Origin of the sequence: Micromonospora sp. NPDC005206 (assembly GCF_040608175.1) — a bacterium.
Classification (GTDB): Bacteria; Actinomycetota; Actinomycetes; order Mycobacteriales; family Micromonosporaceae; genus Micromonospora.
Genome location: NZ_JBEXHU010000010.1, coordinates 32,374 through 56,987, shown reverse-complemented (window position 1 = coordinate 56,987; position 24,614 = coordinate 32,374). Strand labels below are relative to the sequence as shown.

Genomic DNA, 24,614 nt, shown 5'->3' with positions numbered 1-24,614 from the left:
GGTGCTGATGATCGACAGGTGACCAGCACACTCCAACCCACCTGGGTGACCACCGCAGTCCAGCCCGACCAGCCCGACGCGACACTGCTGCTCCGCGAGTACATGACCGAGATGGTGGTCCGCTACCACCGCCGCCCCGCGCTGCCCGGCGAGGTTGATCTGGCGCTGGCCGAACTGCCCGACGACGACCTGGCGGGTTCGTCCGGCCTGCTCCTGCTCGCCCACCGCGGTGGGGACCTGGCCGGCTGCGCCGGGCTGCGGTGGCAGCCGGGCTGGGCCGAGCTGACCCGGGTGTTCATCCGCCCCGCACATCGCGGCGCCGGTGGGGGCGCCGCGCTGCTGGCCGCCGTCGAGCAGCGGGCTCAGGCGGCCGGGGTGGACCGGATCCGGCTGGACACCCGCAACGACCTGGTCGAGGCCCGCGCCCTGTACGCCCGGCACGGCTACGTCGAGATCCCGGCGTTCTCGCACGGCCCGTACGCCGAGCACTGGTTCGAGAAGCAGCTCGGCTCTCCCGTGCCGGGGGTCGGTGGATAGAGCGCGGCGAGCGCGTGCGCGGTGCCGGCGACAAGCTCACGCAACTCGGCCGGTGCGAGCACCTCGACCTGCGCGCCGAGCTTGAGCATCTCGACGTGGCCGTGCCGGACCGACTCGATCGGCACGGTGGTGACCAACCAGCCGTCCGCGTCCGGAGCGCCGGCGGCGTCGCGCGCCGCCCGACTCATCGCCGGCGGGAAGAGGTGCACCGTCCGCGCCAGCGCCGCCACGGTCATCCGCACCCGTGCCTCGGCGCGATAGACGCTGCTCTCGTAGCGCTCGGTGTGCTCCTGCCAGCAGCCCGCCAGGTCGAAGCCGGGCGGCCGGTCGGCGGGTTCATCCAGCACGGTCAGGTCCAGGATCGCGCCCACCCGGTAGGTGCGTACCTGTCCGGCCGCCGCGGCGACCAGATACCACCGGCCGGCCTTGAGCACCACGCCGAGCGGGTCGAGGGTGCGGGTGACCTCCCGGGGTTGCTGCCACCGCTGGTAGCGCACCCGGATCCGGCGGTCCTCCCACACCGCGCCGGCCAGGGCGGCCAGGTGCGGGGTGGGCTCGGGTTCGCGGAACCAGCTCGGCGCGTCCAGGTGGAACCGTTGCCGGATCCGCCCGCCCCGGTCGGTGAGGTCGCTCGGCAGCGCGGCCCGCAACTTCAGCTCCGCGGTGGCCAGCACCGACCCCAGGCCCAGCTCCGCGGCCGGGCCAGGCACACCGGCCAGGAACAGCGCCTCGGCCTCACCGGCGGTCAGCCCGGTCAGCCGGGTGCGGTAGCCGTCGAGCAGCCGGTACCCGCCGGCCGGGCCGCGCTCGGCGTACACCGGCACCCCGGAGGCGCCCAGGGACTCCACGTCCCGGTACACCGTCCGGACCGACACCTCCAGGGCCTCGGACAGCTCCGCAGCGGTCATCCGCCCCCGCGTCTGCAGGAGCAGCAGCAGGGAGACCAGCCGACTGGCACGCACCGCCCGACGGTAGCCGGCCCGCCGCGCCCCGACACCGACCGGGGCCGGTGGTCTCGGCGCGCCTTCCCGGCCAACCCACCCCGAGCTGAGAGTGTTTTTCACATGGTGTCCTCCGACGCTCCGGTGCTCGCCCGCCCGACAGCCCGACCGGCCCTGCCCGGCGGGCCGGTCGACGTCACCGAGGCGTGGCTGCGCAACCGCCGGTTGTCCGCGCACACCCGCGACGCCTACCGGCGCGACGTCACCGGCTGGCTCAGCTGGTGCACCGGCCGCGACCTGGATCCGCTGCGGGCCAACTTCCTGCACGTCAACGAATACGCCCGTGCCCTGGAGTCCACCCTCGGCGCGCGCAGTGGTCGGCCACTGACCCCGGCGACCGTGGCGCGCCGGCTCTCCGCGCTGTCCAGCTGGTACGACTTCCTCGTCAAGCTCGGCGCGGTGCCGGCCAACCCGGTCGCAGGCGCGGACCGGCCCCGCGTCGACCGGGACCACTCCGCCACGGTCGGGCTCACCCCGGAGGAGGTGGACGCGCTGCTCAGCGCGGCCGACGCCGACACCGGCCCGACGGCCGCCCGCAACCGGGCCGCGATCGCCCTCCTGGCCGACCTGGGTCTGCGCGTCGGCGAGCTGATCTCACTGGACCTCACCGACCTGGGCACCGAGCGCGGGCACCGCAGCGTGCGCTTCGTCGGCAAGGGCGGCAAGCAGCGCCGACGTGCCCTCACCCCCGGCACCGGGTACGCGGTGGACGCCTACCTGGCCCAGCGGGCCGCCGCCACCGGCGTGCCGGTGCCGCAGCTGACCGGGCCGCTGCTGGTCACCGCCAACGGCGCCCGGCTGGACCGGCACTCGGTGTTCCGGATGGTCCGCCGGCTGGCCCGGGCCGCCGGCATCCCGGCCTGGGCGAAACTCTCACCACACTCGCTGCGGCACGCCTTCGCCACCACCGCCCGCTCCGAGGGCGTCCCGTTGGAGGACGTGCAGGACGCGATGGGCCACGCCGACCCCCGTACCACCCGCCGCTACGACCGCGACCGGCACAACCTCGACCGCGACCCGGCGTACGTGGTGTGGGCGGCCCGGTCCCGTCGCCGCGGCTGAGGGTCGTACCCCCGCAATACGGTCGATGGATGAGACACGGTCTGGAGCTTCCCTGCGGCGGCGCCTCCGTCACGGTGTCCACCCTGGTCGAGCTGGGTGAGCTCGCCGAGAGCGCCGGGTGGGACGGGGTGTTCCTGGAGGACTATCTCGTCCACTACTCCGGCGACGACCCGCCCACCTACGACCCGTGGCTGGTGCTCACGGCGATCGCCGTGAGCACCGGTCGGGTGCGGTTGGGCACCACGGTCACCGCGCTGCCCCGGCGCCGCCCGGCGAAGCTGGCCCGTGAGGTGCTCACCCTCGACCACCTCAGCGCGGGGCGCGCCACGGTCGCGGTCGGCGTCGGCGACCCGGGCGACCGAGGCCTGGCCGCGTTCGGCGAGCCGACCGAGGTGGCCGTCCGGGCCGCCATGCTCGACGAGGGTCTCGACCTGCTGACCGGGCTGCTCAGCGGAGCGCCGGTCAGCCACCAGGGCACCCACTACCGCGCGGACGCGGTGGCGCTGCGGCCGCCGCCGGTGCAGTCGCCCCGGGTGCCGGTCTGGGTCGGCGGCAGCACCCAGGCCGGGTCGGTGCGGCGGCGGGCGGCCCGCGCCGACGGCATCGTGCCCTACAAGCTCACCGACACCGACGGGTGGTCCGACTTCACCCCCGATGAGGTACGCGAGCTGGTGGGCACCCTGCCACCCACCCGCGCCGACGGCCAGCCGTTCGACGTGGCGATCGGCGGCCGGAGGCGCCGACCGGACGAACGCGCCGAGCGGGCCTACCTCGGCGAACTCGCCGAGGTAGGCGCCACCTGGTGGTTGGAGTACGTCCCGGTCGGCGACGCGGCGACGATGCGGGCCGCCGTCGCCCGTGGTCCGCTGCGCTGACACGCCGCGCGGCCGTGGGCGCGGGTGCTCAGCCCTGCGGGCGGGGGCAGATGCAGAACGGCTGCCCGATCGGGTCGATGAGCACCACCCACCCGTCGCCGCCGGGCTGGAACTCAGGCTTCGACGCGCCGGCCTCGACGAACTCCTTCTCCGCCGCGGCCAGGTCGTCGACGTAGAGGTCGAGGTGGTAGCGCTTACCACCAGCCGGGTCCGGCCAGGACGGCGGCCGGTATCCCTCGACCAGCCCGAAGCCGATGGAAACGCCACCGCCCTTGATCATGGCGTACTCGGCTTGGCTGTGGGTGATCTCCCAGCCCAGGGCCCGGTGGTAGAACGCGGCGTGCGCGGCCGGGTCGGAGCTGTCCAGGTTGACCATGGCGAGGTCGGCGGTTGTTGTCATGCTGGCAGTCTGCACCGGCGTACCTGCCAACCAGTGTCAGGTACGCCGGTGTTTCTCGCCCGCTCAGCAGAGCAGGTCCAGGTGGTGGTGCGCGTCCTCGGCGATCTCCTCGTGCCGCAGCCAACGCCGCGCCCACAGCCGGGCCGCCAACTCCGCCTGCTCGTCGCCCCACGCGGCGTGCTCGACGAGCAGCGCGGTGGTCAGCGCGTACGCCAGTCGCAGCGCCAGGCCGCGGGCACCGGCGAGCACCGCCTCGGCCCCCGGGTCGGCGGTCACCGCGGTGATGGTGTCGCGGAGCTGCGCGGCGGTCGTGGCCAGCGTGTCGGCCAGCGCCGGTGACAGTGGCCGGGCCAGATCGACGGCGGCGGCGAGCCGGCTCAGCAGCGGCGCCCCGGCGTCCTCCCGGGTCAACGCGCGCAGCACGTCCAGGGCGAGCACATTGGTGGTGCCCTCCCAGATCGGCAGGACCTGCGCGTCGCGCAGCAGCCGGGGCACGCCGGTGTCCTCCACGTAACCGGCCCCGCCGAAGCTCTCCACGTACTCACTGGCGGAACCGACGGCGAGCCGGCCGGTGGCCAGCTTCGCCAGCGGCGCCACGATGCGCAGCTCCGCCGCGGCCGCCGGGTCGCCGCCGACCTCGACCCGGCCGAGCAGCGCGAACGAATGCCCGGCCAGGGCGAACGCACCCGCCGCGTCGACCGCGAGGGTGCCCAGGGTGGCCCGGTGCAGCGGCGAGGACGCCAGCGCGCCGCCGGCGACGTGACGCGCGTCGGCGTACGCCCGGGCGTACGCCAGCCCGCGCCGCATCCCCCCAGCCGCCGCGGCGGCGTTGTGCACCCGGGTCACCACGACCAGGGTCATCGCCCGGACCAGGCCGGGTACCGTCGGGTCGCCCAGCGGCACGGCGTACGCGTCGTGCAGGCCGATCTCGGCGGTGGGCAGCGCCCGGGTGCCGAGCTTGTCCTTGAGCCGGTGCACGGTGACGCCCGGCGCCGGCGCGTCCGCCGCGGCGCCGTCGGCCAGGGGCGAGTCGGCCGCGTACCGGGGGACCAGGAACGGGGCGAGTACGCGGCTGCCGCGGCCGGCGCCCTCCGGGCGGGCCAGCGCCACCGCCATCGCCGCGTCGGCGGCGGAACAGAACCACTTCTCCCCGGTCAGCCGCCACGAACCGTCCGCGGCGGGCCGACCCACCGTGCTGGAGCGCCCCAGGTCAGAACCGCCCTGCGACTCGGTCATCCACTGCCCGCTGGTGATGGCCGTGGCCGGGTCCGTGGAGATCAGCCGGGGCAGCCACGCGTCGCGGACCCCGGCGTCGACATCGGGCAGGCTCAGCAGCGCCGCCGCCCCGTCGGCCATCGCCACCGGGCAGGAGAACGTCGCCGACTCCGGGCCGTACAGGTGCAGCAGGGCGTGCTGCACCACCCGCGCGGCCGCACCCCAGGTGCCGCGCGCGTCCGGCAGGTAGGGCAGCGCGACCACGGCGTGCCGGGCGGCGGCGGCACGCTGCGCCTGCCAGCCGGCGGAGGTGTCGATGCGGTCGACGCGGGCGCCCCACGGGTCGTAGCGGACCAGCGTCGGCGGGTGCGCCTCAGCGTCGGCGTGCGCGGCGCGCAGCGGCCCGGTGACGTCGGCGGCCAGGTCGGCCAGGCGCCCCTTCGCGGCGGCGTGCCCGTCCGGGCCGAGGCGGCGTTCCAGCCAGGACCGCAGCAGGGCGTCACCGGCGTACGGGTCGGAGGGGGGTGGTACCGGCTGCACGAAGCGGTTCATCGATCGGCTCCCTGGCACTGCTGTGGGGGTGTGCGACGACGGTAGACGATCCGTGGCCGCCGGGAACAGGGCACAGCAGCCCACCGGTCGCACCCAGTTTCCGACTTGTCGTGCTCGACTGTGACGGAGTTCTCTACGGTCGGTAGTCGTGGGTGCCGGCCAGCCGTACAGCCGACCGGCCCGGCGGCACCGCCCGATGCGCACCGGGCTGGCCTTCGCCGGGATCGGCGTGGCGCTGTGCTGCGTCGGGGTGGCCGGGCTGGCCTCCTGGAACCTGCAGACCGTACGCCAGGCCGCCGGCCCGATCCGGGAGACCGCCGACGGTTTCCTGAGCGAGGTGACCCTCGGCGACAGCGACGGGGCGTACGAGCGGCTCTGCGCGGACGCCCGCAGCCGATGGAGCGCGATCGGCTTCACCAGTTGGGTGCGTACGCCGCCGATGGTGACCGACTACGAGATCACCGACGTGTCGGTGGCGACCAGTGGCGGTCGGCCGCACGGCACGGTGACAGTGAAGTTGACCCGCGACGGCGGGCTCAGCGAGGAACGGCGGCTGCCGGTGGTCCGCGAGGGCGGGGACTGGCGGGTCTGCGGTGACCCCTTCTGAGCCGCCGGTCGCGAGGCCGGTGCGCCCCTGGTTGCTACGCGAGCGTCGGGGGGTGGAGCCGACCACCTCGACGGAGCTCTTCTTCGACCTGGTCTTCATCTTCACCATCACCCAGTTGGCGCATTATCTGATCGAACACGCGGACTGGCGTGGCGCCGCCCGCACTGCGCTGCTGCTGGCGCTGGTCTGGTTCGTGTGGGTCTACACCGCCTGGGTGACGAATTGGCTGCACCCGGACCGGGCGCCGGTGCGGGCACTCCTGATCGGGCTGATGCTGGGCAGCCTGCTGCTGTCGGCAGCGATCCCCGGGGCGTTCGCCGGTACCGGCCTGCTCTTCGCCCTGGTGTACGTGACGGTGCAGGTGGGCCGCACCCTGTTCGCGCTGTGGGCGGTGCGGGGCCATCCGTTGCTGGTCGACGGGTTTCAGAAGACGCTGCCGTGGTTCGCCGGGACGTCGGCGCTCGTGGTGCTCGGAGGACTGGGTGGCGAGGGTGTCCGCGAGGCGCTGTGGGCGACGGCGATCGTGTGTGACGTGGTTGGCCTGTCGATCGGGTATCCCGTGCCCGGTCTGGGGCGTACCCGCGCCGAGCGGTGGGAGGTGGAGGGCGGGCACCTGGCTGAGCGGTGCCAGGCGTTCATCCTCATCGCCCTGGGCGAGTCGATCCTGGTCACCGGGAGCACCCTCGCGCAGCAGCTGAGCGTGGTGACCTCCGGGGCGTTCGTGCTGGCGTTCGCCGGGTCGGTGGCGCTGTGGTGGGTGTACTTCGCCCGCTCGGCCTCGGCGGCGACGGAGGTCGTGGTCCGCGCCGGTGAGCGCACCGGCGGGTTGAGTCGGGTGGCGTTCAACTATCTGCACCCGGTGATGGTCGCTGGCATCGTCGTCACCTCGGCGGGCGACGAGCGGCTGCTGCACGAGCCCGGCGCGCCCGCCGACACTGTCGCCGCGCTGTTCATCCTGGGCGGTCCGGCGCTGTTCCTCGCCGGGCACGCCGCCTACCGGGCGGTGCTGTGGCGGGCCCGGCCGACCAGCCGGATCGGGGCGGTGGCGCTGCTGCTGGCACTCGTACCGGTGAGCGTGGAACTGGAGGCGCCGGTGGCGGTGTGCGCGGCGGCGGCGTTGGTGGTGACCGTCGCGGTCATCCTGGTCGACCGACGCCGGGCCGGCGGAGAGCGCCGGGCCGCGGCAGCCGCCCGAGACGACCGGGCGTGACCGCTGCTGGTCAGTCGCGGGGGCCGAGGTCGCCGCTGCGGTAGTGCCGCCGGCAGAGCACCTGGTAGCGCACCTCGGCGGTGTCGACCGTGTCGCCGATGACGACCTGCGCGCCCTCGCGGACCACCCGGCCGTCGACCACCCGGGCGTTGAGCAGCCCTTCCCGGCCGCACCAGCAGAGCACCTCGACCTGGATGCGGGCCACCTCGTCGGCCAGCTCGAACAGCCGCTGGGTGGCGGGGAACAGGCAGGACCGGAAGTCGGTGGCCAGGCCGAACGCGAACACGTCCACGTCGTAGCTGTCGACCAGCTCAGCCATCTGCTCGACGTGCTCGACGGTGTAGAAGCACGCCTCGTCGCAGATCAGGTAGTCGACGCGTTCCCCCTCGGCCCACCGGCCCCGGACCAGGGCCCGCAGGTCCAGGTCGTCGGTGACCTCGATCGCCTCGTGCGCCAGACCGATGCGGGTGGTGACCTGTGGGCCCAGCGACCGGTCGATGCGGGTGGTGACCAGCCCGCGCCGGCCCTGCCGGGCGTGGTTGTAGTTCATCTGCAGCGCCATGGTGGACTTGCCGCAGTCCATCGGCCCCCAGAAGAACTTCAACGCCGCGGCGTGCACCGGACGCCCGTCGAGCCCCCGCGCCGCCGCGCACCCGGCCGGAGCGTGCGGCTGGCCGGGGAACGGGTGGGCCAGGCAGGTCGGGGCGGCAGCGGCGTCGTCGGTCACGGTCGGGCAGCCTATCTGATCGACCAGGGCCGATCAGCCCGGCGCGGGCGGGGTCAGAGCACCCGGGGCGGGGTGTTCCCGGCCGCGACGATGGCCCGGCGGATCGGCACGGCCAGAAGGAGCAGGAACCCGACCACGAAGAAGATCAGGAGGGAGACCAGGCCCACTCGGTAGGAGGCGGTGAGCTGGAACACCAGGCCGAAGGCGAGGGGGCCGAGCCAGCTGGTGCCCTTGTCGCTGATCTCGTAGAAGCCGTAGTACTCGCCCTCCTTGCCGGCCGGGATGAGCTGGCTGAACAGCGACCGGCTCAGCGCCTGGCTGCCGCCCAGGACCAGGCCGATGGCCGCGCCGAGGACCATGAACGGCACCGGCGCCTCGGCGGGCAGCCGGAAAGCGCCGATGATCACACCGGTCCAGAGCACGAGGCTGAGCAGCACCGTTTTCCAGGCGCCGATGAGCCGGGCCAGCGCGCCGAGGCTCAGCGCGCCACCGAAGGCGAGGAACTGCACCAGCAGGATGGTGATGATCAGGGTGCTCTGCTCCAGCCGCAGCTCCTCGGTGCCGTACTGGCTGGCGAGGGTGATGACGGTCTGGATGCCGTCGTTGTAGACCAGGAACGCGAGCAGGAAGAACAGCGTCAGCGGGTACGCCTTGACCTCACGCAGGGTGCGGCCGAGCTGCCGGAACCCGTCGGTGAGCACGTTGCCGCCGCGGGCCAGCGCCGCCGCGGTGGGGCGTTCACGTAGCCAGCGCAGCGGCACCAGGGTGAACGCCGCCCACCACACGCCGGCGGACACGATCGACCAGCGGGCCAGGTCCAGGGTGCGCTGCGGGTTGTCGTCCTCGCTGAGCAGGGTGACCGCGACCAGGTTGAACGCCAGCAGCAGGCCGCCGCCGAGGTAGCCCAGCGCCCAGCCTCGGCTGGAGATGCCGTCGCGCTCGTCGGGGCCGCCGAGCTGTGGCAGGAACGAGTTGTACACCACGATGGCCGCGCCGAAGGAGATGTTGGCGACCAGGAACAGCGCCCCGCCGAGCAGGTACCGGTCGCCGGTGACGAAGGCCATCGCCATGGTCGCGCCGGCGCCGGTGAACGCCGCGCCGCCGAGCAGCCGCTTCTTGTGCGCCGACCGGTCGGCGATCGCGCCGATGATCGGCAGCACGAATACGGTGAGAAACACCGACAGCGAGATCAGGTACGGGTAGTACGAGCCGGCGGCCACCCGGATGCCCAGCGGGTGCACGTAGCCGTCGCAACTGTCCGCGCCCAGCTCGCAGCCGGCGGCCAGCTCGGCGACCGTGGTGAGGAACGGGCCGAGGAACACCGTGATGACGGTGGTCTGGAAGGCGGAGTTGGCCCAGTCGTAGATGTACCAGCCGCGCCGCTCGCGGCGGGTGCTCGCCGGGGGCGGGGTGTCGTCCACCGTGGGGGTCACGGTCGAGGCCATCGGGGGTCCTTGATGGTCAGGCGGCCCAGTGGCCGCGGCTGCGGTAGACGTCGCGCAGCACGCCGACGTGATCGGTCATGATGCCATCCACGCCACGATCCAGTAAGTCGTGCATCTGGGCTGGTTCGTCGATCGTCCAGACATGCACCTGCAGGCCGAGTCGGTGGCAGTAGTCGAGGAACCGGCGGTCCACGACCGGCACCCGACCGTAGTGCGGTGGCACCTGTGCGGCGACCACCGACGGGGGCAGCCGCAGCCGGCGGCCGTGCAGCGAGGCCAGGCGCAGCCGGGCCACCCCGCGCATGCCGAGGCTGGTGGCGACCCGCCCGTCGGTGAGGGCGCGCAGCCGGGTCAGCCGGGCGTCGCTGAACGAGGCGAGCAGCACCCGGTCGCCGGCGCCGGCCCGGGTCACCGTGGCCACCGTCGGCTCGACGCCGCCGTCAGCCTTCACGTCGACGTTGAAGCGGACCTGCGGCCACGCGCCCAGCACCTCGTCGAGCCGGGGTACGACGGCGGCCCCGCCGACGCGTACCGAGGCGAGGTCGGCCCAGCGCAGGTCGGCGATGCGCCCCGGTTCGCCGGTGATCCGGCGCAGCGTCGGGTCGTGGAAGATCACCGCCACCCCGTCGGCGGTGGCGTGCACGTCGGTCTCCACGTACCGGTAGCCGAGCCCGACGGCACGGGCGAACGCCTCGGTGGTGTTCTCGTCGCCCTCGGCGGCGCCGCCGCGGTGGGCGAACGCCAGCGGCCCGGGCGCGTCCAGGTAGCCGAATCGGGTCAGCACGCGACGCAGTATGCCCGCCGCCGATGGATCGTGGGTGACCTGTCGGCGAAGATCAGGCCCGTGGCACGGGGGCGTTAGGGAGTTCGTCGAGCACCTGCCGTCCGGCGGCTGGTTCGTCGCCTGGCGGTTCTGGTGCCGGGCCCGGTTGGTGGCCCCGCCCGCAGCGGTGGCAGGCGCCCCGCCGGCGCAGGTGGTAGGCGATCGTGGCGGCGCCGAGTCCGGCCCCCCACACCGTCCAGAAGAGGCTCGGGACGTACAGGGCCCAGGTGCCCCGGGCTTCGCTTGTCCAGAGCAACATCAGGCCAGCCGGAATGATCGTCACAGCGACGATCGACGCCGGGACGACGGCGAGGGCGGGCGGGACCCGTTTGCCGGCCTTGAACCAGATCCAGCGGGGATAAACCTCCCCCCATCGGGCCACCAGACCGTGGGTGAGCACACCCCCCAGCGCCGACGCGACCGCGCAGCCTAGCCCGACCTCAAGCATCCCCGGCGTGTCCTGCATCATCCGCAGGAAGTCCTGGCTGATGCCGAGGGGATAGCCGAGGTACCAGGCGATCCTGGTGACCTCGTAGGGCAACGGCGCAAGGCAGGCGACCGCGACGGCCCACCGGCCCCACCGCAGCAGCGTCTGCCGTGACGGGCCACGGCCGTCTCCGTGGCGGCGGCCGCAGTGTGCGCAGGCGGCCGCGACCCGCCGCTGGTAGGCGAGGGTGGCAGCGGCCCACAGCAGGCCGCCGACGAACACGATGATCAGGTTCGTCCGGTGCCAGTTCAGGATGTCACCGATGCCGCCCTGGTCACCTGGTACGCCGGTGAAGGCGAAGACCAACAGCAGCGGCGCGAACGCCACCAGGACGATCATGGTGTAGTCGGGGATGACCAGGGTCAACCCGACCGCCGCCACCCATCCGAAGACAACCAGCGCCGCCGACAGGTGACCAGGCCGGGCGCGCCGCGTCATGATCCACGCGACGACCGCACCGAGCAGCCCGAGCGCGGCGATGACCGGGGCGACGACCTCGGCGCGGCTGCCTTCCAGGATGGACCCCGACGCGCGTGCCGGGTCGATCGGCGCGAACGGGAACCCGTCACCTCCGGCCGTCCAGTACAGCCCCAATCCGCCGTACAGCAGCGAGAAGCCCGCGGCGGCGTATCCGGACCAGGTCGGCCAGTGCCTCCACCAGAGCCACAGCATGGTCACCGGGCCCGGTCTCCGGCGTCGGGAAGCTCGGCGGCCGTTTGGCTCTGCTCAGCGCCATACACGGCATACCCGCCAGTGAGAACCGGGTACCGGGGCCGCTGGGGGAGTTCCGGAGGGAGGTCCGTCTCGGGATCGAGGCAGTGTGTGGGTGGCCGCTCGGTCCCGTTCTGCGCCTGAGCGTCGACGATCACATCCGGCCGCGTCCCGCCGTCGATAATCTTCACGTAGTAGCCGTGGTTCTTCGCCGTCCCTTCGCCCTCCGGCACGATCGCGGTGAACAACGCGACGTTCCCGGCGACCTTCAGACACGTCACGTCGGCCCGTCCCTGCGCGACTAGTGTGCCGTCCGCTCGCTCGTGCCGGTAAAGGAACTGGCCGTGCGCTGATCCGTCCGCGGCCGAAACCGCCGAGACGCCGAACCAGATCCGGTGCCCAACCACGTTGGGCTCGTCGTACACGAAATGTCCCATCCCGGCGACCACCGACCACCCGGCTGCGGCGGTCTTCGGCTCGGACTGCTGGGCCCACGCCACCGAGGGCCACGCCGCGACCACCACGGCTGCCACCGCCCCCAACACCGTCGTACGCGAACCAGAGATGAACATGTCACTCCTTTGAGCAAGCGGTTGGCTGACGTGAACCAGCATCACCACATGCCCAGGCGACCTCATCCCCCCGCCGAGCCAGCCGCATCCCTCAGCCAGGGGAACCGACGCCAAGCGCACGTGCCGCGCGGAAAGGGGTGGCCGCCGGGGGCCGTGGAAGGCGGGGTGTCCGGGGCGCGGGCATGCCCGGTCTCCGTGAACTCCGCCTCGCCGGTCAGTTGTCCGGCCGGCACCGCCGACCCGGTCAGCGCCGCAGGAGCCGGATCGTCTCGTCCCAGAGGAGTTCGGCGTTCTTGTCGTCGATGGCGTACGGGAGCACGCCGCTCATGCCGTCGGCCCGCTCGGCGATGACCAGGGCCTCGTTGCCGTCCTCGAAGTAGCGTCCGGTCACGCCGTCGACCTCGGGGGAGGCGGCCAGCAGGACCGAGGTGGCCGCGCCCTGCTGCGGGGTCTTCCAGCCTGGTGGCACCTCCAGGCGGTTGCCCTGCTCGTCCACCGCACCGACGTAGCGCAGTTGCGCGTCGTCGAGGTGCCGTTGCAGGTTGGTCATGATGCCGCCGGGGTGCAGGGCGTTGGCCGTGACCCCGTCGACGGCCCACTGTCGGGCCAGGGCGACGGTGAACAGGATGGTCGCGGTCTTCGACTGGCCGTACGCCGACCAGGCCTCGTAGGGCCGGTCGGTGAAGTGGATGTCGTCGAAGTCGACCGGGGACTGCTGGTGGGCCGAGGAGCTGACGACGACGATCCGGGCGCCCTGCGCAGCGGCGAGCGCGTCGTGCAGGCCCAGGGTCAGCGCGGCGTGACCGAGGTGGTTGATGGCGAACTGGGCCTCCCAGCCCTCGGTGGTCCTGGTCAGCTCCGGCAGGGCCATGACGCCGGCGTTGTTGACCAGGATGTGCAGCGGGCCCGTCCAGGTGTTGACGAAGGCGTCGAGGGAGGTGCGGTCGGCCAGGTCGAGCCGGGCGACCCGGACCGCGCCGTGCGCCCCGCCCGCCGTGATGTCGGCTGCGGCGCGCTCGCCGGCGACGGTGTCGCGGACGGCCAGCGTCACCTCGGCGCCGGCGTTGGCCAGCGCCCGGACGGTCTCCAGGCCGATCCCGGACGCGCCGCCGGTGACCACGGCCCGCCGGCCGCTGAGGTCGACGCCGCCGATCACCTCAGCGGCGGTCGACCGGGCGGAGTAAGGGGTGATGATTCGTGACATTTCGGAACTCCTTGGACGCAGGGATGCAGCGTGAGGGTGCGGTGGGGTGGGCGGCGGGTCAGCCCGCGGCGCGGCAGATCAGCCGCAGGGCCCGGCGGATCCGGTCGCGGAACTCGTCCCTGGTGGCCGAGGTCGATTTCCAGGTCAACGCGGCGGAGAAGAGCAGGTCCATCACGTCGTCCGCCGTCAGGCCACCGTCGAGCAGGCCGGGCGGGGCGAGAGCGTCGACGTGGGCGCGCAGTGCCGCCCGGGCCCGCTCCTGGTAGTCGTGGAACATCGAGCCCAACTGGGGCCCGCTGTTCTCGAGCAGCTCGTTGAGGTCGCGGGCCACCTGGGTGTCGATGTACGGGCCCATCAGCGCATCCAGCCCCGCCACGATCCGCTCGTCGAAGCTCAGCGCCTGGTCGCCGAAGCGCGCCTGCATGGCCTGCTGGGCGCGTTCCATGACGCCCTGCATGGTGGCGCGGTACAGCTGCTCCTTGGTGGGGAACATCAGGTACAGGCCCGGCCGGGAGATGCCGGCCGCCTTGGCGACCGCCTCCATCGACGTCTTCTGGAACCCGTAGCGCCCGAACACCCCGACCGCCGCTGCGAGGACAGCGGCGCGCTTCGGGTCTTCGTGCTCCATCTCCACGCTGCTCACGTTAGACAGCGTAGACAGGTTTCCAAAACTTGTCTAACCCGTCAGGTCATCCGAGCCGGCGGCGGTGGGACCTGCTGGGGTCGCTCGGGCGGCTGGGGTCGATGTGTCGAGGCCGGTCGGGTTCGTCGGGGCGCAGCGGGGCGAGGCTGTCGGTGAGCGCGTCGATGATCTGGTCGGTGGCCCGGCGGGCGGCGCCGGGGCCGCTGGCGGCTGCCTCGTGCAGGTCGATGGGTGCGCCGAAGTGCACCCGGATCACCGGACGGCGCCACAGCGCGCGGGCGACGCCGCGCAGCATGCCCCGGGGCGCGCGGTAGGGCAGCACCTCGTGGGCGCCCCACTGGGCGACCGGGATGACCGGGGCGGCGCAGGCCAGGGCGAGCCGCGCGGCGCCGGTCTTGCCGCGTTCGGGCCATATGCCGGGGTCGAGGCTGATGCGCCCCTCCGGGTAGATGAGGATCACCGATCCTCCCGCGACGGCGGCGGTGGCGGCCTCCAGGGCCCGGTGCACCGCATCGGTGCCCCGGTCGACGCGGATGTGCCCGGCGTGGCGCATGAGGGAGCCGAACACCGGGGCGCGGAACAGCCCGGCGGTCGCCATGATCCGGGGGGCGATGCCGCGGGTCTGGCAGGCGGCGGCCATCACCACGGGGTCGAACGGGCTGATGTGGTTGGCGGCCAGCACCAGCGGTCCGCGGCGCAGGTGCGCGGGGACGTCGCCGGTGACCTCGAGGCGGGCCACCAGGCCGACCAGGGGTCGGGCCAGCAGTTGGGCGGCGCGCCAGATCAGCGGCGGTTGCCAGGGGGAGTGCGCGGTGTCCATCAGCGCGCCATCGTCGCACGTGCGCACGGTGCTGCGAGGGCGGGTCGGCCGGTTGCCGCCGGGCCCGGCGGCCCGGGTGATCAAGGTCATTGGTCCCGGGCCGGTTCGGGCCGCCCGACCCTGCCCGCTCCTCTACGACGAGCAGTAGTATTTACTACGTCTCGTAGTACGACATGGCTGGGGGTTCCAGGTGGACGCGTTGGACGTCGCCCGATGGCAGTTCGGTGTCACCACCGTCTACCACTTTCTCTTCGTTCCGCTGACCATCGGCCTGTCCGTGCTGGTGGCGATCCTGCAGACGTTGTGGCACCGCACCGGCAACGAGCGTTACCTCAAGCTCACCAAGTTCTACGGCAAGCTCTTCCTCATCAACTTCGCGATGGGCGTGGTCACCGGCATCGTGCAGGAGTTCCAGTTCGGCATGAACTGGAGCGACTACTCCCGCTTCGTCGGCGACATCTTCGGCGCGCCCCTGGCCATCGAGGCGCTGGTCGCGTTCTTCCTCGAATCCACCTTCATCGGCCTGTGGATCTTCGGCTGGGACCGGCTGCCCAAGCGGGCGCACCTGGCCAGCATCTGGGCCGCCGCGATCGGCACGAACCTCAGCGCGTACTTCATCCTCGCCGCGAACTCGTTCATGCAGAACCCGGTCGGCTACAAGGTCAACCCGGACACCGGCCGCGCCGAGCTGACCGACTTCCCGGCCGTGCTGACCAACAAGGTCGCCCTGATCACCTTCCCGCACACCCTGGCCGGCTCGTTCCTGGTCGCCGGGTCGCTGGTCGCCGCCGTGGGCCTGTGGCACCTGATCCGCAACCGCGACTCCGCCGACACCGGCGCCTACCGCTTCGCCGCGAAGTTCGGTTCCTGGGTGGTCCTGGTCGCCTCCGCCGCCGTGCTGTTCACCGGCGACATCCAGGGCAAGATCATGACCGAGGTCCAGCCGATGAAGATGGCCGCCGCCGAGGGCCTCTACACCACCGAGAGCCCCGCCTCGTTCTCCGTGCTCACCGTCGGCAGCCTCGACGGCAGCCGCGAGGTGCTCGCCATCAAGATCCCGTACCTGCTGTCGTACCTGGGCACCGGCGACCCCCACGGCACCGTGCACGGCATCAACGACCTCCAGGCCCAGTACGCCACCCAGTACGGCGCCGGCAGCTACACCCCGATCATCCCGGTCACCTACTGGAGCTTCCGCTTCATGATCGCCTTCGGGATGGCCGCCGCCGCGATCGCCCTGCTGGTGCTCTGGAGCCAGCGCAAGGGCCGCACGCCCACCAGCAGGTGGCTGCTGCGCGCCGGGATGGTCATGCCGGTGCTGCCGCTGCTGGCCAACTCCTTCGGCTGGATCTTCACCGAGATGGGCCGCCAGCCGTGGATCGTCTTCGGCGAGATGCTCACCCGCAACGGCGTGTCCCGCAGCGTCTCGCTGGCCGAGGTGCTCACCTCGTTCACCGCCTTCACGCTGATCTACGCCACCCTCGCGGTGATCGAGGTCAAGCTCCTGCTGCGCTACGCCCGCGCCGGCGTACCCGACGTCACCGAGACGCCCCCGTCCGACGACACCGACGACGCCGAGCGTCCGCTCGCCTTCGCCTACTGATCACCGGAGCCTGCCGTGGACCTCACCACCATCTGGTTTCTCCTCATCGCCGTGCTCTTCACCGGCTACTTCATCCTGGAGGGCTTCGACTTCGGCGTGGGCATGCTGCTGCCCGTGCTCGGCCGCGACGACCGGGAACGACGGGTCCTGATCAACACGATCGGCCCGGTCTGGGACGGCAACGAGGTGTGGCTGATCACCGCCGGCGGCGCGATGTTCGCCGCCTTCCCCGAGTGGTACGCCACCCTCTTCTCCGGCTTCTACCTGCCGCTGCTGCTGATCCTGCTGGCCCTGATCGGCCGCGGGGTGGCCTTCGAGTACCGGCACAAGCGCCCCGAGGTGTCCTGGAAGCGTCGCTGGGACGCGGCGATCGTGGTCGGCTCGCTGCTGCCGGCGTTCCTGTGGGGCGTCGCCTTCGCCAACATCCTGCGCGGTGTGCCGCTGGACGCCGAGCACGAGTACGTCGGTGGCCTGGTCGACCTGCTGCACCCGTACGCCCTGCTCGGTGGCGCGACCACCCTGGCGCTGTTCGTCACCCACGGCGCGGTGTTCATCGCCCTGAAGACCGCCGGCGAGATCCGCGAGCGCGCCAGCGCCCTCGCGGTGCGCCTCGGCGTCGGTGCCGCCGTGCTCGCGGTGGGCTTCCTGGCCTGGACGCTGAGCATCCGCTCCAGCGCGGCCGCCGTCGTGCTCGCCGTCGGCGCGGCCCTCGCCCTGCTCGGTGGCCTCGCCGCCGCCCGGGTACGCCGGGAGGGCTGGGCGTTCACCGGCACCGCCGTGGCGATCGGGCTGGCGGTGGCGACCCTGTTCGCGGCGCTGTTCCCGAACGTGCTGCCCTCCACCCTGGACGCGGCGGGCACGTTGACCGCCACCAACGCCGCCTCCACCCCCTACACCCTGAAGATCATGACCTGGGTGGCGGTGATCTTCACCCCGGTCGTGCTGGCCTACCAAGGCTGGACCTACTGGGTGTTCCGCAAGCGGATCGGCGTGGCCAACATCCCGCAGCACTGACCGCCGGGGCGCGGGGTCGGTTCCGACCCCGCGCCCCGGCCGTTAATTCGGCGGCCCCCCGAAGATCCATCCCGCTAGGGTGTTCCGATGCCCGCCACCGTGCACGTACGCGAACTCACCACCGACGACCTGGCCGACGCCTGGGAGCTGGGCCGGTTCGCCTTCGGGTCCGACCCGCAGCGCCCATCGCACGCCACCGCCACGGTGCCCGGCCTGACCCGCTACGGCGCGTTCGACGACACCGGCCGGCTCGTCGGCAAGGCCGTCGACCTGCACCACGACCAGTGGTGGTCCGGGCGGGCCGTGCCCGCGGCCGACGTCGGCGGCGTGGCGGTCACCCCCGAGGCCCGCGGCCGGGGCGTGGCCCGCGGCATGCTCACCGCCCTGCTGCGGGGCGCCCGCGAGCGCGGCGCGGCGATCAGCGCGCTGTACCCGACCGTCGCCGCCCCCTACCGTGCCTGCGGCTGGGAGGCCGCCGGGGTGCTGCGCACCGTCGACCTGGCCACCGCCGCGCTGCCCCGGCACCGGCCGGATCCCCGGTTGACCGTCCGGGCCGGCACGCCCGCCGACCTGCCCGCCGTCATGGCCCTGTACGAGCGGGTCACCCGGCACCGCAACGGCCCGCTGACCCGCCGGGGCGAGCTGTTCGACTTCTTCGCCGCCGACCGCGGCCTGCCCGGCGACGCGCTCACCCTCGTCGAGGACGGCGGCGACCTGGTGGGTTACGCCAGCTGGGAACGGGGCCGTGGCTACGGCGCCGACTCGGTGCTGACCGTCGACGAGGCCCTGGCGACCACCGCCGAGGCCGCCCGGGAACTCGTCGGCGTGCTCGGCAGCTGGGCCAGCGTCGCACCGACCCTGCGACTGTGCCCGCTCGACGGCGACGCCGTGAGCGTCCACCTGCCGCTGGAGTTGGTCCGCGAGCACAAACGGAACCTGTGGATGCACCGGCCGGTGGACGTGGCCCGGGCGGTCCGCATGCGTGGTTGGCCGGCCCACGCCCGCGGCGCCGTCGAGTTCACCCTCGCCGACGCCGTCGCCGACTGGAACGCCGGCACCTGGCGGTTGAGCGTCGCCGACGGCGCCGGTGAGCTGACCCGGATCGGTGGCGAGGCGGACCTGCGGCTGGACGTGCGCGGCTTCGCGCTGCTCTACGCCGGCGCCGCCCGCGCCCGGTCGGTCGCCGAGGCGGGCCTGCTGCACGCCGCCGGCGCCGACCCGGACGCCCTGGATCTGCTGGGCGCCGGAGGCCCGGCGCAGCTGCTCGACTACTTCTGACCGACCGTCGCGGCGACGCCCGGGATCGCTGCCAGTTCGGCGTTCGCGCGCTGGGTGACCAGGGTGAGGACCCGGGCGGCGGCGCTGGAGTCGTCGGCCGGGAGGTCCGCGTACAGCCGGGCGGTGATGCCCGCGACGGCGTCGGAGACGCGACCCTGCACGGCGTGACCGGCGTCGGTGAGCCACACCCGCGGCTCCTCGGCGCCCGCTGGCGCGCGGTCGCCGACCTGGCCGGTCGGGGGCTCGTCGTACGAGCCCCCGACCCGCCGGAGCCGTCAGCGGGCCTCGCGCAGCTCCGCCAGCCGCGCCTCGATCTCGGCCAGCTCGGCGCGCAGCTTCTCCGCCTGCTGCTCCGCCTCAGCCCGCTCGGTGCCGAGGATCTGCTCCACCGCCTCCTGCACACCCGGCACGTCGACCAGCGCCACCATCTTCAACGCCTCGGCCGGCTTCACCACGTACGGCTTGGCCAGGGCCTTGCTGCCCTGCTGCGCGGCGACCGTCCACTCACCCTCGGCGTACGCCAACGTCACCGTCAGGCCCGCGGGGCCCTTCGGCTTCACGGCCTTGACCGCCCGCCGCGCCGGCGCCTTCTCCACCTGCTCCACCTTCGGCTCCTCCCGCCGCGGCGTCGGCACCCGCGGCGTGTCCAACACGAACTCCGGCTCCACCACCGCGGCCGGCTGCTCCTGCGCCGGCGGCTCCGGCTTCGGCTCGGCGACCCGACGCCCGGCGCCCTTCGGCGCGACCGCGAGATCCGCGGGGGAGAACGGCAACTCGTCGCGGCCGAAACGCACCACCACGAACTCGTCGGACACCTCGGGATCGGTCAGCTCGACCACCTGGCCGATCTGACCGGCGATCTGCCCCGCCGATGCGGTGAACACCACCCGGGGCCGGCGGCCCGCCGCCAACGCATCCCGCAGGCTCTGCACCTCGTCAGTGGACAAACCCTGGCCGGCATCCATCACAACCCTCTTCCGTACACCTGTTTGATTGCTGTCTTGATACCAGCCGACTGCGACACCCGCCGCACGGGGCTCACACCCGCTCAGCCGCCCAACGCCCGCAGCGCCCGGTCGGCGTGGTCGTTCATGCTGACCTCGCTGTGGATCACCTCGATCACCCGCCGGTCCGCGCCGATCACGAACGTCATCCGCTTCGTGCTCAGCGGCCCCAACGGCAGCCGCCGGCGCACCCCGAACCGCTGCGCCACCGTCCCGTCCTCGTCCGACAGCAGGGGATAGTCGAAGCCGTGCAGCGTGGAGAACTCCGCCTGCCTGGCCACGCTGTCGCGGCTGATGCCCACCCGCGTGGCGCCGACCGCCGCGAACTCCGCCGCCAGGTCCCGGAAATGGCAGCTCTCGGCCGTGCAGCCCCGGGTCATCGCCGCCGGGTAGAAGAACAGCACCACCGGCCCCGCCGTCAGGAACTCCGACAGCCGCCGGGGCGTGCCCGTCTCATCGGGCAGCTCGAAGTCCTCCACGACGTCGCCGACACCCACACCCGCCACCGCGCACCTCCGTTGTCGGACCAGACAGGCGGTGAGCGTAAGCGATCACACCCAGAGGGCCGCCACCTCGTCCGCCACCACCGCGGCCTGCGCCCGCCCGGCCCGCGCGGATCCCGCCCGTCGCGCCGGATCCAGCACGTTGCGGCCGATGGCCTTGCGCGCCGACGCGTCCGGCGTCACCACCACCACCCGCGACCCGGCCGCCCGCAACCCGGCCACCTGCGCCGACAGCCGCGGCATCGGCCCGAACGCCCCCGACGTCGGCGCGATCACCAGCACCCGTCGGGCATCCGCGGCCAGGTCGGCGTTCACCGTCGAGCGCATCTCGCCGTCGACGTAGCGGCGCGCGCCGATCGTCACCGGCGGCCACACGCCGGGCACCGCGCAACTGGCACCCACCGCGTCCACCAGGGACACGGAGCTGTCGCCGTCGAACACCACGAACTCACCCGAGGACGCGTCCACCGCGGTCACCAGCAGCCGCCGCTGCGGCCACTCAGCCGTCGGCAGGCGGGCCTCGATGACGGCGCGGCGGGACGCCTCCGACGGGGTACGCGCCGCCACCGCCATCGCACCGATGCGCGCCCGCGCCCGCACCGCGTCGCGGGTCCGGGCACCCGCCCACACCATCCGCGCCAGCACCGCCAAGCCCAGCCGCGCCGTCAGCTCGCCCGACGGCGGCGCCAACTGCGCCTCGTACAGTTGCTCCAGCGGCACCCCCGAGCACATCTGCGCCCCGACGACCGAGCCCGCCGATGTGCCCACCACCAGGTCCGCCTCGGTCACCGGGACGCCCCGCTCGGCGAGCCCCGCCAGCAGCCCCAGCTCCCAGGCCACGCCCGTGACCCCACCACCGCCGAGCACCAACGCGCGCTCCATGTGACTCTCCTCTCGACGACCGGTCCGCGCGGTCACGGTAGCGTCGGCGGGGCCGGCACGCAGCCGTCAGAAACTCGGGGGGCACCGTGGCACCTGTCACCGTCATCACCGGTGGTGGTCGCGGCATCGGCGCGGCCACCGCCCGCCGTCTCGCCGCGGCAGGCCACCACATCGCCCTGTGCTACCGCCGCGACCACGCCGCCGCCGACGCCGTGCTGGCCGACCTGCGGGCCACCGGCGTGCGGGCCACCGCGGTACGCGCCGACACCACCGACCCGGACCAGGTCGACGCCCTGTTCGACGCCGCCGCGCAGCTCGGCCCGCTCACCGGCCTGGTCAACAACGCGGGCGTCACCAGCCCCATCGGGCCCTTCACCGAGCTGCGTGTCGAAGACCTGCGCCGGGTCGTCGACGTCAACCTCGTCGGCTACGTCCTCTGCGCCCAACAGGCCGCCCGCCGGCTGGCCGACGGCGGCGCCATCGTCAACGTCTCGTCCGCCGCCGCCACCCTCGGCAGCCCCGGGGAGTACGTGCACTACGCCGCCGTCAAGGCCGCCACCGACACCCTCACCATCGGCCTGGCCAAGGAACTCGCCCCGCGCGGCATCCGAGTCAACGCGGTCGCCCCCGGCATCGTGCGCACCGACATCCACGCCGACTCCGGCGTACCCGACCGCGCCGACACCGCCGTCGGTCGTATCCCGCTCGGCCGCGCCGGCGAGCCCGACGAGGTCGCGGCCGCCATCGCCTGGCTGCTCGGTCCGGACGCCTCGTACGCCACCGGCACGGTGCTGCGCGTCTCCGGCGGTCTGTGACCGACCGGTGTGGGTGCCGCGCGGATGCGGCACCCACACCCGGATCAGTGGGTGAACAGCTTCGCCGCCGTGATCACCGTCTGCGCCACCCCGTAGCCGAGCAGCGCCGCCACCACCAACCAGGAGATCCACAACCGGGCCTGCTGCCCGGGCCGTCCGTTCTCGCTCACCGGGTGCCACTCCTCTCCGCCGCCACCGGCGCCGTGTCCTCGGCGCCGTCCCGGTCGGTGGGCGGCTCGTGGAACCGTTCCGGCACCGGCCGGATCAGCAGATTCGCCACGAAGCCCACCGCCAGCACGCCGACCATCGTGAACAGCGCCGGCCGGTACGCCGACGCCGTCAGGGTGCCCGGCTCGCCCTGCGCGTCGAGGAACCCGTTGACGATCAGCGGGCCCGCGATCCCCGCCGCCGACCAGGCGGTCAGCAGCCGACCGTGGATCGCGCCCACCTGGTACGTGCCGAACAGGTCCCGCAGGTACGCCGGCACCGTGGAGAACCCGCCGCCGTAGAACGACAGGATCACGCAGGCCAGCAGCACGAACAGCGCCGTGGCCGTCTGCCCGATCAGGGCCAGCAGCGCGTACAGCACCATCCCGACGCCCAAATACACCATGTAGATCGGCTTGCGGCCGATCACGTCCGAGGTGGACGACCAGGCGAACCGGCCGGCCATGTTGAACAGCGACAGCAGGCCGACGAACCCGCCGGCCGCCGCCACCGACACCGCCGACGTGCCGTTGTCGCGGAAGAAGTCCTGGATCATCGGGCTGGCCTGTTCCAGGATTCCGATGCCCGCCGTCACGTTGCAGAACAGCGCCACCCACAGCAGCCAGAACGACCGGGTCTTGACCGAGTTGGCCGCCGACACGTTCGCCGTGGTGACCAGCGGCTTGGACGCCACCGTCGCCGGGTCGAAGCCGGCCGGGCGCCAGTCCGGTGCCGGCACCCGCACGTTCGCCACCCCGAACATCATGATCACGAAATAGCCCAGGCCGAGCGTCACGAACAGCCACACCAGGGCGCTGCCCGACGCCGTCGATCCCGCGTTGGCCGGGTCGTAACCCGGGTCGTAGAACGACAGCAACTGCCGGGACAGGGGAGAGGCCACCATCGCCCCACCACCGAAGCCCATGATCGCCAGGCCGGTCGCCAACCCGGGGCGGTCCGGGAACCACTTGATCAACGTGGAGACGGGGGAGATGTACCCGATCCCCAGGCCGATGCCGCCGAGCAGGCCGTAGCCCAGGTACAGCAGCCACAGTTGCTTCGTGGCGATGCCCAGTGAGCCCACCAGGAAGCCCGCCGCCCAGAAGCAGGCGGAGACGAACATCGCCTTACGCGGCCCGTTCGCCTCCACCCATGTCCCGGCGACCGCGGCGGACAACCCCAGCATCACGATCGCGATGCTGAAGATCACCCCGATCGCGGTCTGGCTGGTGTCGAAGTGGGCGATCAGCGAGTTCTTGTAGACGCTGGTCGCGTAGACCTGGCCGATGCAGAGGTGGATGGCCAACGCCGCGGGGGGTATGAGCCACCGGCTGTACCCGGGCGGCGCGACGGTGTGCCGACGATCGAGTGCGGAAAGCATGAGCTGCTTCCTCTCCGAAGCGGGCGAGAAACCTGCTCATCACTTCCCCACACCGCAGGGCAGGAGCAAACCTCACCAGCGCCGGACGGTCGGTACGGTGAGCTGAGCGGTCAGTCAGCCCGCCAGGCGTCCGATCGTCATCCGGGGCGTGCCAGCCGCCGGCGAGGGCGTCGGCGTTCGCGGGACCCCAACTGCCCTTGTCGTACGTCTGCACCGGCGCCGGCGCCCCTCGCTACCTCCGCCTTCTGGTCGACCCCGGACGACGATCGGCCAAATCCATGTGCGGCGGCTGCGCGGCAGCGGCTACGAAGAACGGATGGCCAACGAGGTGACCGTTCCGCTGCTGCCCTGCGCGTCCATCGACGACATCGTCGCGTTCTACCAGGTGCTCGGTTTCCGGACCACGCATCGGCAACGTAAGCCCAACCCGTACGTGGCACTGCGGCGTGCGGACCTGCATCTGCACTTTTTCGAGATGCCGGGGTTCGATCCGGAGCAGTCCTACGGCTCGTGCCTGGTGCTGACGTCGGACACGGGTGAGCTGTATCGGGCGTTCGCTGCGGGAATGCGGGCCGCGTACGGCAAGGTGCTGATCTCCGGGACACCGCGAATGACCAGGCCCCGGGCACGGAAGAACTATGACGGGTTCAGCGGGTTCAGCGTCATCGACCCGGGAGGCAACTGGATCCGCGTCGTTCAGAACGCGGCTGTCAGCCCCACACCGGCGCCCGGGCCGACTGGAGGGCTCGACAAAGCTCTGGCGAACGCTGTCGTGCAGGGGGATTCCAAGGGTGACTTCCCGCAAGCCGCCCGGATCCTCGACAGTGCTCTGGCCCGTTTCGAAACGGGGGACGACCCGGTCGCGCTGGTGGAGGCTCTCGCCTATCGCGCCGAAGTGGCGATGGTGCTGCACGAGCCGGCGACGGCTGCGCAGATGCTGACCCGCATCGACCGCGTCGAGCTGAGCACGGATGAGGCCGAGCGGGCGACGGGGGCACTCCAGAGTTGTGCCGACATCGCGGCGACACTGGCCTAG

At 72.8% G+C, this 24,614-nt stretch carries 27 protein-coding genes; 10 read left to right on the top strand and 17 right to left on the bottom strand.

Features of this window, described 5'->3' with window-relative positions:
- Positions 1-18 precede the first annotated feature (18 nt).
- The gene (locus ABZU69_RS16545; RefSeq protein ID WP_354965181.1) at positions 19-537 is read left to right on the top strand and encodes a GNAT family N-acetyltransferase; all 519 of its coding nucleotides are present in this window, start codon (positions 19-21) and stop codon (positions 535-537) included.
- On the opposite strand, the gene ABZU69_RS16540 is transcribed toward ABZU69_RS16545, so the two are convergent.
- Positions 444-1,499 carry a YafY family protein gene (locus ABZU69_RS16540; RefSeq protein ID WP_354965180.1) on the bottom strand — a complete coding sequence of 352 codons (1,056 nt, stop codon included), beginning with the start codon at positions 1,497-1,499 and terminating at the stop codon, positions 444-446. The two genes, ABZU69_RS16545 and ABZU69_RS16540, sit on opposite strands and share 94 nt — an antisense overlap.
- 102 nt (positions 1,500-1,601) lie before the next feature.
- Here ABZU69_RS16540 and ABZU69_RS16535 point away from each other — a divergent pair, with 102 nt between their 5' ends.
- The gene (locus ABZU69_RS16535; protein ID WP_354965179.1) at positions 1,602-2,600 is read left to right on the top strand and encodes a tyrosine-type recombinase/integrase; all 999 of its coding nucleotides are present in this window, start codon (positions 1,602-1,604) and stop codon (positions 2,598-2,600) included.
- A 29-nt stretch (positions 2,601-2,629) separates the two neighbouring features.
- On the top strand, positions 2,630-3,475 hold the full coding sequence (locus ABZU69_RS16530; protein ID WP_354965178.1) for an LLM class flavin-dependent oxidoreductase: 846 nt from the start codon (positions 2,630-2,632) through the stop codon (positions 3,473-3,475).
- A gap of 28 nt (positions 3,476-3,503) precedes the next feature.
- Here ABZU69_RS16530 and ABZU69_RS16525 read toward each other — a convergent pair whose 3' ends face one another.
- Together ABZU69_RS16525 and ABZU69_RS16520 are read right to left on the bottom strand one after the other, a co-directional pair.
- Positions 3,504-3,875 (bottom strand): VOC family protein, encoded by a 372-nt coding sequence (locus ABZU69_RS16525; RefSeq protein WP_354965177.1) that lies wholly within the window; start codon positions 3,873-3,875, stop codon positions 3,504-3,506.
- Positions 3,876-3,938: 63 nt separating this feature from the next.
- Entirely contained in the window at positions 3,939-5,642 is a 1,704-nt protein-coding gene (locus ABZU69_RS16520) for an acyl-CoA dehydrogenase family protein (RefSeq protein ID WP_354965176.1), read from the bottom strand.
- A 148-nt stretch (positions 5,643-5,790) separates the two neighbouring features.
- Between ABZU69_RS16520 and ABZU69_RS16515 the strand changes: the two genes are divergently transcribed.
- Both ABZU69_RS16515 and ABZU69_RS16510 read left to right on the top strand, forming a co-directional pair.
- On the top strand, positions 5,791-6,249 hold the full coding sequence (locus tag ABZU69_RS16515) for a hypothetical protein (RefSeq protein WP_354965175.1): 459 nt from the start codon (positions 5,791-5,793) through the stop codon (positions 6,247-6,249).
- Between the two features lie 52 nt (positions 6,250-6,301).
- A complete protein-coding gene (locus ABZU69_RS16510; protein WP_354965174.1) occupies positions 6,302-7,459 on the top strand; it encodes a low temperature requirement protein A in 1,158 nt (385 codons plus the stop codon).
- Positions 7,460-7,469: 10 nt separating this feature from the next.
- Here the strand turns inward: ABZU69_RS16510 and ABZU69_RS16505 are convergent, their stop codons facing one another.
- The 8 genes from ABZU69_RS16505 to ABZU69_RS16470 form a co-directional block, all read right to left on the bottom strand.
- The gene (locus ABZU69_RS16505; protein ID WP_231931215.1) at positions 7,470-8,078 is read right to left on the bottom strand and encodes a thymidine kinase; all 609 of its coding nucleotides are present in this window, start codon (positions 8,076-8,078) and stop codon (positions 7,470-7,472) included.
- A gap of 161 nt (positions 8,079-8,239) precedes the next feature.
- A complete protein-coding gene (locus ABZU69_RS16500) occupies positions 8,240-9,631 on the bottom strand; it encodes an MFS transporter (protein ID WP_354965173.1) in 1,392 nt (463 codons plus the stop codon).
- 16 nt (positions 9,632-9,647) lie between these two features.
- The gene (locus tag ABZU69_RS16495; RefSeq protein ID WP_354965172.1) at positions 9,648-10,415 is read right to left on the bottom strand and encodes a glycerophosphodiester phosphodiesterase; all 768 of its coding nucleotides are present in this window, start codon (positions 10,413-10,415) and stop codon (positions 9,648-9,650) included.
- Between the two features lie 52 nt (positions 10,416-10,467).
- Entirely contained in the window at positions 10,468-11,613 is a 1,146-nt protein-coding gene (locus tag ABZU69_RS16490) for an NYN domain-containing protein (RefSeq protein ID WP_354965388.1), read from the bottom strand.
- Positions 11,614-11,615: 2 nt separating this feature from the next.
- Positions 11,616-12,176, bottom strand: a complete 561-nt coding sequence (locus ABZU69_RS16485) for a hypothetical protein (protein WP_354965171.1) — start codon at positions 12,174-12,176, stop codon at positions 11,616-11,618.
- A 292-nt stretch (positions 12,177-12,468) separates the two neighbouring features.
- Complete coding sequence (locus ABZU69_RS16480; RefSeq protein WP_354965170.1) at positions 12,469-13,428, bottom strand: SDR family NAD(P)-dependent oxidoreductase; 960 nt, start codon at positions 13,426-13,428, stop codon at positions 12,469-12,471.
- Between the two features lie 58 nt (positions 13,429-13,486).
- Complete coding sequence (locus ABZU69_RS16475; protein ID WP_354965169.1) at positions 13,487-14,071, bottom strand: TetR/AcrR family transcriptional regulator; 585 nt, start codon at positions 14,069-14,071, stop codon at positions 13,487-13,489.
- Between the two features lie 46 nt (positions 14,072-14,117).
- Positions 14,118-14,891, bottom strand: coding sequence for a lysophospholipid acyltransferase family protein (locus ABZU69_RS16470; RefSeq protein WP_354965387.1), 774 nt, complete (start codon positions 14,889-14,891; stop codon positions 14,118-14,120).
- Positions 14,892-15,081: 190 nt separating this feature from the next.
- Between ABZU69_RS16470 and ABZU69_RS16465 the strand changes: the two genes are divergently transcribed.
- The 3 genes from ABZU69_RS16465 (at position 15,082) to ABZU69_RS16455 (ending at position 18,786) form a co-directional block, all read left to right on the top strand.
- Positions 15,082-16,494 carry a cytochrome ubiquinol oxidase subunit I gene (locus ABZU69_RS16465; protein WP_354965168.1) on the top strand — a complete coding sequence of 471 codons (1,413 nt, stop codon included), beginning with the start codon at positions 15,082-15,084 and terminating at the stop codon, positions 16,492-16,494.
- A gap of 15 nt (positions 16,495-16,509) precedes the next feature.
- Positions 16,510-17,508, top strand: coding sequence for a cytochrome d ubiquinol oxidase subunit II (gene cydB / locus ABZU69_RS16460; RefSeq protein ID WP_354965167.1), 999 nt, complete (start codon positions 16,510-16,512; stop codon positions 17,506-17,508).
- Positions 17,509-17,595: 87 nt separating this feature from the next.
- Positions 17,596-18,786, top strand: coding sequence for a GNAT family N-acetyltransferase (locus ABZU69_RS16455; protein ID WP_354965166.1), 1,191 nt, complete (start codon positions 17,596-17,598; stop codon positions 18,784-18,786).
- Here ABZU69_RS16455 and ABZU69_RS16450 read toward each other — a convergent pair.
- The 4 genes from ABZU69_RS16450 to ABZU69_RS16435 all read right to left on the bottom strand — a co-directional run bounded on the left by ABZU69_RS16450 (position 18,777) and on the right by ABZU69_RS16435 (position 21,175).
- On the bottom strand, positions 18,777-18,974 hold the full coding sequence (locus tag ABZU69_RS16450; RefSeq protein ID WP_354965165.1) for a hypothetical protein: 198 nt from the start codon (positions 18,972-18,974) through the stop codon (positions 18,777-18,779). The two genes, ABZU69_RS16455 and ABZU69_RS16450, sit on opposite strands and share 10 nt — an antisense overlap.
- 87 nt (positions 18,975-19,061) lie before the next feature.
- Positions 19,062-19,751 (bottom strand): hypothetical protein, encoded by a 690-nt coding sequence (locus tag ABZU69_RS16445; protein ID WP_354965164.1) that lies wholly within the window; start codon positions 19,749-19,751, stop codon positions 19,062-19,064.
- An 83-nt stretch (positions 19,752-19,834) separates the two neighbouring features.
- Positions 19,835-20,296, bottom strand: a complete 462-nt coding sequence (locus ABZU69_RS16440; protein WP_354965163.1) for a peroxiredoxin — start codon at positions 20,294-20,296, stop codon at positions 19,835-19,837.
- Positions 20,297-20,341: 45 nt separating this feature from the next.
- A complete protein-coding gene (locus ABZU69_RS16435; protein WP_354965162.1) occupies positions 20,342-21,175 on the bottom strand; it encodes a patatin-like phospholipase family protein in 834 nt (277 codons plus the stop codon).
- Between the two features lie 86 nt (positions 21,176-21,261).
- Between ABZU69_RS16435 and ABZU69_RS16430 the strand changes: the two genes are divergently transcribed.
- Entirely contained in the window at positions 21,262-21,990 is a 729-nt protein-coding gene (locus ABZU69_RS16430) for an SDR family oxidoreductase (RefSeq protein WP_354965161.1), read from the top strand.
- Positions 21,991-22,034: 44 nt separating this feature from the next.
- Here ABZU69_RS16430 and ABZU69_RS16425 read toward each other — a convergent pair whose 3' ends face one another.
- A complete protein-coding gene (locus ABZU69_RS16425) occupies positions 22,035-22,160 on the bottom strand; it encodes a hypothetical protein (protein ID WP_269458402.1) in 126 nt (41 codons plus the stop codon).
- Positions 22,157-23,578: an OFA family MFS transporter gene (locus ABZU69_RS16420; protein ID WP_354965160.1), complete on the bottom strand. Its 1,422-nt coding sequence runs from the start codon at positions 23,576-23,578 to the stop codon at positions 22,157-22,159. Before ABZU69_RS16420 ends, ABZU69_RS16425 begins: the two co-directional genes overlap by 4 nt.
- Before the next feature lie 316 nt (positions 23,579-23,894).
- Between ABZU69_RS16420 and ABZU69_RS16415 the strand changes: the two genes are divergently transcribed.
- A complete protein-coding gene (locus tag ABZU69_RS16415) occupies positions 23,895-24,614 on the top strand; it encodes a VOC family protein (RefSeq protein WP_354965159.1) in 720 nt (239 codons plus the stop codon).